Source organism: Mycobacterium sp. (genome assembly GCF_035653355.1).
Lineage (GTDB): Bacteria > Actinomycetota > Actinomycetes > Mycobacteriales > Mycobacteriaceae > Mycobacterium.
The window spans coordinates 1-10,227 of record NZ_DASRBZ010000650.1 but is presented as its reverse complement, the minus strand read 5'-3'; the positions used below and the strand labels follow the sequence as shown (position 1 = coordinate 10,227).

Here is a 10,227-nt window from a genome sequence, read left to right as displayed (position 1 = left end):
GGGAGATGAAGCTGTCCTGGTAGCCGGGCAACACTGTGGGCAGCAGGTGCGCGTACGTGAAGACCAGGGCACTGCCGAAGCCGACGACGATCGCGGCCAGCGGCGCCTGCCTGTGACGCCTGAGCACCATGACGATCGCGGCGACGACGAACAGACCCTGCACGGTGCCGCCCACCATGATGAACGGCGGCGATGCCGACATGCCGCGGCGCAGATGATCCAGACCATGCACGGCAAACCCGATGGCGAAGGCGATTGCGGCCCAGCGCAGAAACCGATCCGCGTTGTCTCTGGGTTGCTGGATTTGATCGGTCATCAGGATCACCGTCCCTGCACGTGGTCGACCTGTACCACTGTTCTTACTACTACGCTAGGTAGTAGTCAAGGACATCGATCGAAGTTCGCGGCGCAAACCCGCGCCCACACATCTAGAACACGTTCTAATCTGTCCCGCATGGGATTCCTCAAACCAGAGCTGCCGCAGATCGACATGGCCGAATGGAGCAAAGGCACGCGCAGCGAGAAGATCCAGCCGATGGCCAGGCACTGGGCCGAGGTGGGCTTCGGAACACCCGTCGCGCTCCACCTCTTCTACGTCCTCAAAATCGGTCTCTACATCCTGGGCGGCTGGCTGTTCGCGCTGACCACCAAGGGAATCGATGGGTTCACCGCGGTGGGTTCGTGGTGGTCGGAGCCCATCGTGTTCGAGAAGGTCGTGCTCTACACCATGCTCTTCGAGGTGGTCGGCCTCGGCTGCGGCTTCGGCCCGCTGAACAACCGGTTCTTCCCGCCGATGGGCTCGGTTCTGTACTGGCTACGCCCCAACACAATTCGGTTACCGCCCTGGCCCGGTCGGATCCCGCTGACGAAGGGCACTGCTCGCGCCCCGCTGGACGTCGCGTTGTATGCGGCCCTGCTGGTCATGCTGCTATGGGCGTTGTTCTCCGACGGCACCGGCCCCGTTCCGGCGCTGGGCACCGACGTCGGACTGCTTCCGCTGTGGCAGATCTGGGTGATCCTCGGCCTGCTCGCCGTGCTCGGCCTGCGGGACAAGGTGATCTTTTTGGCCGCCCGGGGCGAGGTCTACGCGTCGCTGACGGTGACATTCTTGTTTCCCGGTGTCGACATGATCGTCGCCTCGAAGTTGGTGTTCTTGGTGATCTGGATGGGCGCGGCCACGTCGAAGCTCAACCACCACTTCCCGTTCGTAATCTCCACGATGATGTCGAACAACCCGCTGATCCGAGCAAAGTCGATGAAGCGGGCCTTCTTCGAACGGTTCCCCGACGACCTGCGGCCCGGACGCCTGTCACGAATCGTCGGCCACGGCGGCACCACGGTGGAGATGTGCGTGCCGATGGTGTTGTTCTTCTCCCACGGCGGCTGGCTGACCGCGATCGCCGCTGCCGTCATGGTGTGTTTTCACTTAGCGATCCTGACCGCGATTCCGATGGGCGTGCCGCTGGAGTGGAACGTCTTCATGATCTACGGCGTTGGAGCCCTCTTCGTCGCGTACGCGCAGCTAGGAGCTTCCGACGTGAAACACCCTGTGCCGGTAACGATCCTGTTCGTCGTGCTCGCCGGCGTCGTGATTGCCGGCAACCTCTTCCCGCGCAAGATCTCGTTCCTGCCAGGCATGCGCTACTACGCCGGCAACTGGGACACCACGCTGTGGTGCGTCAAACCCTCTGCGGAAGAGAAGATCACCCGTGGGCTGGTCACGATCGCCAGCATGCCCGCCGCGCAGCTTGAGCGCTTCTACGGCAGCAAGGAGGCGGCGCAGATTCCGATCTACATGGGATACGCCTTCCGCTCGTTCAACACCCACGGCCGGGCGCTGTTCACCTTGGCGCATCGAGCCATGGCCGGGCAGAACGAGGAGGACTACGTCATCACCGACGGCGAACGCATTTGTTCCACCGCGATTGGGTGGAATTTCGGCGACGGCCACATGCACAACGAACAGTTGATCGCCGCGATGCAGGAGCGCTGCCGCTTCGAGCCCGGTGAGGTGCGCGTCGTGCTGCTCGACGCGCAACCCATTCACCGCCAGACCCAGGAATACCGGTTAGTCGATGCAGCCACAGGCGAGTTCGAGCGCGGCTACGTCAGGGTGGCCGACATGGTCACCCGGCAGCCCTGGGACGACACCGTGCCGGTACACGTGTACGAAAGCCGCATCGCCGGCTCCGACGAGGTGAGCCGGCCCTAGGCGGCTTCTCCTCGCACCTTCGCCGCCGCGGCGACCATGTTCTGGAGCGACGCTGTCACCTCCTCGACGGTGCGGGTCTTCAGCCCACAATCGGGATTAACCCAAAGCCGTTCGGCTGGAAGAGCCCTCAGCGCTGCGCGGAGCGAATTGGCGATCTCCTCGGTGCCGGGCACCCGCGGGGAATGGATGTCGTAGACGCCCGGTCCCACGCTGTTGGAAAAACCTGCGGCATTGAGATCGTCGAGCACCTCCATGTGCGAGCGGGCTGCCTCGATCAACGTGGCATCGGCGTCCAACTCGCCGATGGCACCGATGATCTCACCGAACTCCGAATAGCAGAGATGAGTCTGGATATGCGTCGAATCGGCGACACCGGAAGTCGCCAACCGGAACGCGCCCACCGCCCATTGCAGGTAAGCGTCCTGGTCGGCGCGGCGCAGCGGCAGCAGCTCCCGCAGCGCCGGCTCGTCGACCTGGATGATCGCAATGCCGGCCGACTGCAAATCGATGGTCTCGTCGCGGATCGCCAGCGCAATCTGGTACGCGGTGTCGGCCAGCGGCTGGTCGTCGCGCACGAACGACCACGCCAGGATTGTCACCGGCCCGGTCAACATGCCCTTGACGGGTTTGTCGGTCAGCGACTGCGCGTAGGTGATCCACTCGACCGTCATCGGGTACGGCCGCGACACATCGCCGTAAAGAATGGGTGGGCGCACGCAGCGGCTGCCGTAGGACTGCACCCAGCCGTTCTGGGTGGCGAAGAAACCGTCGAGCTGCTCGGCGAAGTACTGCACCATGTCGTTGCGTTCCGGTTCCCCATGTACCAGCACGTCAAGGCCGAGCCGTTCCTGCAGCGCGATGACGTCGGCGATTTCGGCCTTCATCCGGCGGACGTATTCGGCCTCGTCGATCTCGCCGGATCGGAAGGCGGCGCGGGCTTTCCGGATCGCCGGGGTCTGCGGGAACGAGCCAATCGTGGTCGTCGGCAGCGTCGGCAGATGCAGCCGAGCCTTCTGCTGTTCCCGACGCTCGGCAGCATTGCCGCGCTTGGTGCCGGAGGCCAGGATCGAGTCGATGCGGGCCCGGATCTGTTCATTGCGCAGCCGCGGATCGGATCGCCGAGACGCCACCGCGGCGTTGGAGGCCGCGATCTCGTCGGCCACCGCGTCCCGTCCTTTCCGCAGTGCGCGGGCGAGGGTTACCACTTCGTGCACCTTTTCGGCGCCGAATGCCAGCCAGCTGCGCAGGTTTTCGTCCAGCTCCGTTTCGAAGGTCAGCGAATACGGGACGTGCAGCGTCGAGCATGACGTCGACACCGCCAGCGTGCCCACCGACCCGAGCAGGGTGGCCAGCCGGCTTAGCGCTGATTCCAGATCGGTGCGCCACACGTTGCGCCCGTCGACGACGCCGGCCACGAGCGTCTTGCCGGCCAATTCCGGCACCGAGGCGACCGCCGTGTTGGCGCCGGTGACCAGGTCGACGCCGATGGCCTCGACGGGTGTACGAGCCAGCGCGGGTAGGGCAGCGCCCGGATCCCCGAAGTAGGTGGCGACATGGATCGCCGGCCGCTTGGCCACCGATCCCAGCGCGCTGTACACCCGCTCCGCCAGCGCGGGGGCGTCGGCGCTGATATCGGTCACCAGCACCGGCTCGTCGAATTGCACCCACGTTGCCCCGACGTCGGCCAGCAGCGACAGCAGCTCCGAAAACACCGGAATCAGCTCGTCGATGCGTTCGATCGGGGCACCCGCACCGTCCACCGCTTTGCTCAGCAGTAGGAAGGTGATCGGCCCAATGATCACCGGGCGCGCCGGAATGCCTTGTCGCAACGCGTCTTTCAGCTCGCCGACAACTTTGGCCGGGTTCAGGGTGAACCGGATGTCCGGCGAGATCTCAGGCACCAGATAGTGGTAGTTGGTGTCAAACCACTTGGTCATCTCCAGCGGGGCGATGTCTTCGGTGCCCCGGGCGGCGGCGAAGTAGCGGTCCAGGTCGTCGTGCACCGGCTGCACCCGGGCCGGCAGAGCGCCGAGCATCACCGCCGTGTCGAGCATCTGGTCGTAGTAGGAGAAGGTGCTCACCGGCACCGAATCCAGGCCGGCCGCAGCCAGATCGGACCAGGTGTCGCGGCGCAGCGTCGCCGCGACCGACTCCAGCTCGGATCGGCTGGTCCGTCCGGCCCAATAACCTTCGGTGGCGCGTTTGAGTTCGCGACGCGGGCCGATGCGCGGTGAGCCGGTGATCGTGGCGGTAAACGGTTGAGCGGTCACTGTTCGTCCTTCACTCGACGGGGGTGGTCACCGCCCGCGGACGCGCAGCCGATCCGGTCGCGGTGCATGCCCTGCAACCGTTACGGCCAGACGCCCATTCCACGAGGCGATGAGCCGCCGGACGCGGCGCATCCGGCACAGCCGGCAGGTCTTCGGACTCACAGGCGCGCACCGGAGGTGCTCCTAATGGCCGTCGCTTCCCAGTCGGGCGACCAGTGCTGATGACGGCGGTCGTTCCTGCATACCGCTGCGGGACAGTCCCGGATTCTCACCGGGTTCCCTCTCGCGAGGCAGATTCAACCTGCCTCACTCGATGCCGGCACTCACACCGGCAGACCAGCTGCGAGGTTGAGATTACTCGATTGATGGCGGCGACCCGCTGCGCCCGGCTTCACCGCGCTTGCGATCGCCGCTGCCGGCGTTAGCGTCCGGCAGCCAACGCTTCAGCGATGGGGACCTCACCGTTGTTGAACTCGATGGTGCGCCTGATCGTCGAATCGTCGGCCAGCGCGGCGGCGATCACCAGCGCGACATCCTCGCGGGACACCTGACCCTTGCTGGCCTCCGGACCCAGCGCGATCCGCCCGGTCGCCGGCTCGAGGGTGAGCCGGCCCGGCCCCAGAACCGTCCAGTCGAGGTCGCTGGCGCGCAGATGGGCGTCAGCGGCCGCCTTGGCCTCGGCATACGGGAAGAACGGATCGTCCTGCCGCACACCATGTTCCGGTTGAGCGCCGAAGTAGGAAACCATCACGAACCGCCGCACGCCCGCTTGCCTGGCCGCATCGATCACCCGGATGGCGGCATCGCGGTCGACGGCGTAGGTGCGGGAGGGGTTGCCGCCGCCGGCTCCGGCGGAAAACACCACCGCGTCATGCCCCGCCAAGAGCTGCGCGAGCGCGTCGGTATCCAGTCTTTCGATGTCGGCCACGACGGGTTTGGCACCGGTGGCGACGACGTCGCCGGCGTGATCCGGGTTGCGGAACACCGAGCTGACCTCGTCGCCGCGCTCGCTGAGGATGCGGCTCAGATGCAGGGCCACCTTGCCGTGGCCGCCGATAACGACGATGCGTGCCATCGCACCGACGCTACCGGGCGCCGGCGAAGTACCCCCGCGGTTAGCCGTCCAACGGGTTGGTCAACAATCGAGGCATTACCTCATTTGATAAGGAGAATTGCCATGGCTGAAGCCGTCATCGTCGAGGCAGTACGCTCACCGATCGGCAAGCGCAACGGTGGTCTGTCCGGCGTGCATCCCGCCGACCTGTCCGCGCAGGTCCTCAATGGGCTCGTCCAGAAGTCGGGCATCGATCCCGAGATCGTCGACGACGTGATCTGGGGCTGCGTGATGCAAGCCGGTGAGCAGGCCCTCGACATCGCCCGCACCGCGTTGCTGACGGCGGGCTGGCCGGAAACCGTTCCGGGTGTCACCGTGGACCGCCAGTGCGGCTCCAGCCAGCAGTCGATCCACTTTGCCGCCGCGGGCGTGGTCGCCGGCCACTATGACGTTGTCGTCGCCGGTGGCGTGGAGTCCATGTCGCGGGTGCCGATGGGTTCCTCGCTGGCCAATGGTGGGCGCCCCTTCCCGGACGAGTTTTTGAGCCGCTATGACGGCGCGATCCCCAACCAGGGCATCGGCGCGGAAATGATCGCCGAGCAGTGGGGCTTCGACCGGACTACGCTCGACGAGTTCTCTCTCGGTTCGCACGAAAAGGCTGCTGCAGCGCAGGATTCCGGAGCATTCGACGACCAGATCGTGCCCATCAAAGACCAAGACGGTAACGTCGTCCTCAAAGACGAGGGCATTCGCCGCGGCACCACGATCGAGAAGATGGCCGAGTTGAAGCCTGCCTTCAAAGAGGACGGTGTGATCCACGCCGGCAACTCCAGCCAGATTTCCGACGGCGCCGCGGCCGTGTTGTTCATGTCGGCGGAGAAGGCGAAGTCGTTGGGGCTCAAGCCACTTGCCAAGGTGCACACCGCGACGCTGGCCGGCTCTAACCCGGTGATCATGCTGACCGCGCCGATCCCCGCGACGCAGAAGGCGTTGAAGCGCTCCGGGCTGAGCCTGGACGACATCGGGGCGTACGAGGTCAACGAGGCGTTCGCGCCGGTGCCGCTGGCGTGGCTGCACGACATTGGCGCCGACGAGAAGAAGCTCAATCCCAACGGCGGCGCGATCGCGCTGGGCCATCCGCTCGGCGGTTCGGGTGCGCGCATCATGACGACGTTGCTCTACCACATGCGCGACAAGGGAATTCGCTACGGCTTGCAGACGATGTGCGAGGGCGGTGGTCAGGCCAACGCCACCATCGTGGAGTTGCTGTGACGGTCGCCGACGCCCAGCCCGCGGCGCTCATCGAGCGCCGCGGCAACGTCATGATCATCACGATCAACCGGCCGGAGGCCCGCAACGCCGTCAACTCCGCAGTCAGCACGGCTGTCGGCGACGCGCTCGAGCAGGCGCAACACGACCCAGACGTGCGGGCAGTGGTGATCACCGGTGCCGGCGAGAAGTCGTTTTGCGCGGGAGCAGATCTCAAAGCGATCGCGCGGCGCGAGAACCTGTATCACCCCGACCACGGTGAGTGGGGCTTCGCCGGTTACGTGCGCCACTTCATCGACAAGCCGACGATTGCCGCGGTCAACGGCACCGCACTAGGCGGCGGCACGGAGCTGGCCCTCGCCAGCGATCTGGTCGTCGCGGAGGAACGCGCGCAGTTCGGCCTGCCAGAAGTGAAGGTCGGTTTGATCGCCGGCGCGGGCGGCGTCTTCCGGATCGTGCACCAGCTTCCCCGCAAGGTCGCACTGGAGATGCTGCTTACCGGTGAGCCGATCACCGCCGCCGAGGCGCTCAAGTGGGGCCTGATCAACCAGGTCGTTCCCGACGGGACGGTGCTGGAGGCCGCGCTCGCGCTGGCCGAACGGGTCACCGTCAACGCGCCGCTGTCGGTGCAGGCCAGCAAGCGGATCGCCTACGGGGCCGACGACGGCGTCATACCCGACGAGGAGCCGGGCTGGAGTCGCACCGCACGGGAGTTCCGTGCACTGTTGAAGTCGGAGGACGCCAAGGAAGGTCCGCGGGCGTTCGCCGAGAAGCGCCAACCGGTGTGGAACGCGCGCTGAACAAGCTGTTCAGTGTGCGAGCGTGTTGACCGCGCGGCCGAACACCGCGGGTAGAACCGTGCAGGCCGGCACGATGGCGCGCCGGGCCGGCCGGGGTGTGCTGGCCAACACCAGTGCGCGGGTGAGCATTCGGTAGTCGCGGGTGATCCGCCGCCACGCCGTCTCGTACGACGACGGGGCGTCGTCGACGATGGCTGTCACCGCTGCGGCGGCTTGCTTGACTGCCAGGCTGATGCCCTCGCCGGTCAGCGCGTCCTCGTATCCGGCGGCATCTCCCACCAACAACACCCGCCCGGCCACGCGCCGTGAAACTATTTGGCGCAGAGGGCCGCAGCCGCGGGCGCGCCCGGGTGGGGCGTCACGCAGCCGGCATGCGAGCCACGGAAACCACGCCAGGTCAGGACGATGCCGCGAGAGGATCGCCACGCCGACCAGGTCCGGTTCGACCGGTGTCACATACGCCTCGCCCCAAGGCGACCAGTGCACTTCGACGAACTCCGACCACGCCGGTACACGGAAGTGCCTACGCACGCCGAAGCGCCGCGGTTTCCCGGCAACGCTTTTGATTCCCATGGCCCGCCGTGTCGGCGAATGCAGCCCGTCGGCGGCCACCAACCATTTCGCGCGTAACCCGGCCGCCGTGACGCCGTCGGCATCCTGCTCGACCGCGGTGACCCGCGTCTTAATCCATGCGGTGTCTTGCTCTTTGGCGCGTGCCGCCAGCGCGGCGTGCAGCGTGGTACGGCGCACCCCGCGGCCCGGCCCACTGCGAAACGACGCCTCGGCGCGGCGGTGCTCGCTGATGTAAGCGATGCCGCGGAACGGCAGCCCGGCCGGCTCGACGCCGAGCGATGTCAGCTCCTCCAGCCCACCCGGCATCAGGCCCTCGCCGCATGCTTTGTCAATCGGGCTCTCTTTCGGTTCGGCGACGATCACGGAAAGGCCTTGGGCGCGCGCATGTATCGCCGTGGCAAGGCCGCCTGGACCGCCGCCGACGACCAGCAGATCAGTGTCATAGGTTGTCAGCGCCGCTCCTCCTCATCGCTTCGCTCTGCATCGTCGCCGGCGCGGGCGGTCATGTGTAGCCCAGCGCCGCGTTCTCGACCCGGATCCGCACCCTGAGCAGCGCCGCGTTGGCAAGTGTGAATGCGACGGCGGTCAACCACGCGGTGTGCACCAGCGGCAGCGCCAACCCTTCTGCCACCACGGCCACGTAGTTGGGGTGGCGAAGCCAGCGATACGGGCCTCGTCGCACCAACGGTGCTTGCGGCACAACAATTACCAGCGTGTTCCACCGGCACCCCAGCGTCGTCACGCACCACCAGCGCAGCGCTTGGCTTAGCGCGACCACGCCCAGCATCGGCCAGCCCAGCCATTCGATAAACGGCCGGTGCAGAACCCAGACTTCCGCGACGCAGCCGAGCAGCAGTGCACTGTGGATGCTGACCATCAGCGGATAGTGGTTGTGGCCGAACTCCTTGCCGCCGTGGGCAAAAGCCCATCGGGCATTGCGCTTGGATACGATCAGCTCCATCAGGCGCTCGATGCCGACCGCCAGGATCAGCAGGTAGTACACGTCCTACCAGCCGAGCAGCACAAGTTCCGAGCAAAAAGCTGGGCCCATCGCGATCATCAGCCCGATGGAGCCCGCCGGTGGGGGATCGGCCATCGTGGCGCGAAGCACGTCCAGCACTGACACTGAAGACAAGTTTCCGTTGGTGCGTAACGAATTTCGGGTGTGGTCAAGGGCGTCCGCGGGCAGGTCCAACACATTTTCGACGGCCTCGATCACCCGTGGTCCGCCCGGGTGGCAAACCCATGTCGAGACGTCGGCGGTGGTGAGCCCGTGGTCTGCGAGGAAGTTGCGGACGTCTTCGGCCAGGTATTTCTCGGCGACGGTGGCGACTTCGACTGACAACACGATCTTGAATCCGTCGCTGCCGATCCGCCAGCCCATGACCTCTTCGGTGTCCGGGTAGATCCGGCTGCGCGTGTCCAGCACCCTCGGTCCGATCAGCGTCCGGTCGGCTCCGGTCGCGATGACCGCGGCAGCACCGTCGCCGAACAGGCTGGAAGCAACCAAATTAGCTACTGAACGGTCGTTGCGCTGAACCGTTAGCGTGCACAGTTCGACGGCCAGCAGCGCGGCAACCTGATCGGGGAACGCTCGCAGGTAGTCAGCCATGCGTGCGATGCCCGCGGCGCCGGCAACGCAGCCCAGACCGAACAATGGCACGCGTTTGACGTCGGGCCGCAAGCCGATTCGAGTCGCCAGCCGCGCCTCTAACGTCGGCACTGCCAGTCCGGTAACCGTCGTCGAAAAGACGATGTCGACGTCCGACGGCTTCACCTTTGCGGCATCGAAAGCGGACAGCAACGTCTGCTCACCCAGTTCCAGCGCGACCTCGACAAAGGCGTCGTTGGCCTCGGTGAAGCCATTCAACTGGGCATATCGTGACAGCGGCAAGGCGTGATGGCGGGCCTGAACCCCGCTACTGGCCGCGAACCGGCGAAATTCGGGACCAGCGAAACCCGCAAGCGTCGCGGCGATCTCATCTTGACTGTGCCGGTGTGGGGGGAAGCCGACGGAAACCGCTGCGACGGAGGGGGCTGCTGGCGTGC

General features: G+C 66.1%; 9 protein-coding genes and 1 riboswitch. Of the genes, 3 read left to right on the top strand and 6 right to left on the bottom strand.

Features of this window, described 5'->3' with window-relative positions:
• A partial coding sequence (locus tag VFA16_RS22345; RefSeq protein ID WP_324969932.1) for a hypothetical protein occupies positions 1 to 316 on the bottom strand: 316 nt, incomplete at its 3' end.
• 138 nt (positions 317 to 454) lie between these two features.
• Between VFA16_RS22345 and VFA16_RS22340 the strand changes: the two genes are divergently transcribed.
• Positions 455 to 2,212, top strand: a complete 1,758-nt coding sequence (locus tag VFA16_RS22340) for a DUF3556 domain-containing protein (RefSeq protein WP_324969931.1) — start codon at positions 455 to 457, stop codon at positions 2,210 to 2,212.
• Here the strand turns inward: VFA16_RS22340 and metE are convergent.
• Positions 2,209 to 4,482, bottom strand: coding sequence for a 5-methyltetrahydropteroyltriglutamate--homocysteine S-methyltransferase (gene metE, locus VFA16_RS22335; RefSeq protein WP_324969930.1), 2,274 nt, complete (start codon positions 4,480 to 4,482; stop codon positions 2,209 to 2,211). The genes VFA16_RS22340 and metE overlap by 4 nt on opposite strands.
• Before the next feature lie 126 nt (positions 4,483 to 4,608).
• A riboswitch (cobalamin riboswitch) is annotated at positions 4,609 to 4,838 on the bottom strand.
• Positions 4,839 to 4,903: 65 nt separating this feature from the next.
• Positions 4,904 to 5,557 carry an SDR family oxidoreductase gene (locus VFA16_RS22330; RefSeq protein WP_324969928.1) on the bottom strand — a complete coding sequence of 218 codons (654 nt, stop codon included), beginning with the start codon at positions 5,555 to 5,557 and terminating at the stop codon, positions 4,904 to 4,906.
• A gap of 102 nt (positions 5,558 to 5,659) precedes the next feature.
• Between VFA16_RS22330 and VFA16_RS22325 the strand changes: the two genes are divergently transcribed.
• The gene (locus VFA16_RS22325) at positions 5,660 to 6,808 is read left to right on the top strand and encodes a thiolase family protein (protein ID WP_324969927.1); all 1,149 of its coding nucleotides are present in this window, start codon (positions 5,660 to 5,662) and stop codon (positions 6,806 to 6,808) included.
• Positions 6,809 to 6,858: 50 nt separating this feature from the next.
• Positions 6,859 to 7,605: an enoyl-CoA hydratase-related protein gene (locus VFA16_RS22320; RefSeq protein WP_324969934.1), complete on the top strand. Its 747-nt coding sequence runs from the start codon at positions 6,859 to 6,861 to the stop codon at positions 7,603 to 7,605.
• A 9-nt stretch (positions 7,606 to 7,614) separates the two neighbouring features.
• Here the strand turns inward: VFA16_RS22320 and VFA16_RS22315 are convergent, their stop codons facing one another.
• The 3 genes from VFA16_RS22315 to VFA16_RS22305 all read right to left on the bottom strand — a co-directional run.
• The gene (locus VFA16_RS22315) at positions 7,615 to 8,631 is read right to left on the bottom strand and encodes an NAD(P)/FAD-dependent oxidoreductase (RefSeq protein WP_324969933.1); all 1,017 of its coding nucleotides are present in this window, start codon (positions 8,629 to 8,631) and stop codon (positions 7,615 to 7,617) included.
• A gap of 49 nt (positions 8,632 to 8,680) precedes the next feature.
• Complete coding sequence (locus VFA16_RS22310) at positions 8,681 to 9,181, bottom strand: isoprenylcysteine carboxyl methyltransferase family protein (protein ID WP_324969926.1); 501 nt, start codon at positions 9,179 to 9,181, stop codon at positions 8,681 to 8,683.
• 3 nt (positions 9,182 to 9,184) lie between these two features.
• Positions 9,185 to 10,227: type III polyketide synthase (locus VFA16_RS22305; protein ID WP_324969925.1), on the bottom strand; the 1,043-nt coding region annotated here is incomplete at its 5' end.

What these genes read in the sequence shown, in the direction of transcription:
- VFA16_RS22340 (WP_324969931.1), top strand. Translation starts at nt 455, where the DNA reads ATGGGATTCCTCAAACCAGAGCTGCCGCAGATCGACATGGCCGAATGG.
- VFA16_RS22330 (WP_324969928.1), bottom strand. Translation starts at nt 5,557, where the DNA reads ATGGCACGCATCGTCGTTATCGGCGGCCACGGCAAGGTGGCCCTGCAT.
- VFA16_RS22325 (WP_324969927.1), top strand. Translation starts at nt 5,660, where the DNA reads ATGGCTGAAGCCGTCATCGTCGAGGCAGTACGCTCACCGATCGGCAAG.
- VFA16_RS22320 (WP_324969934.1), top strand. Translation starts at nt 6,859, where the DNA reads ATGATCATCACGATCAACCGGCCGGAGGCCCGCAACGCCGTCAACTCC.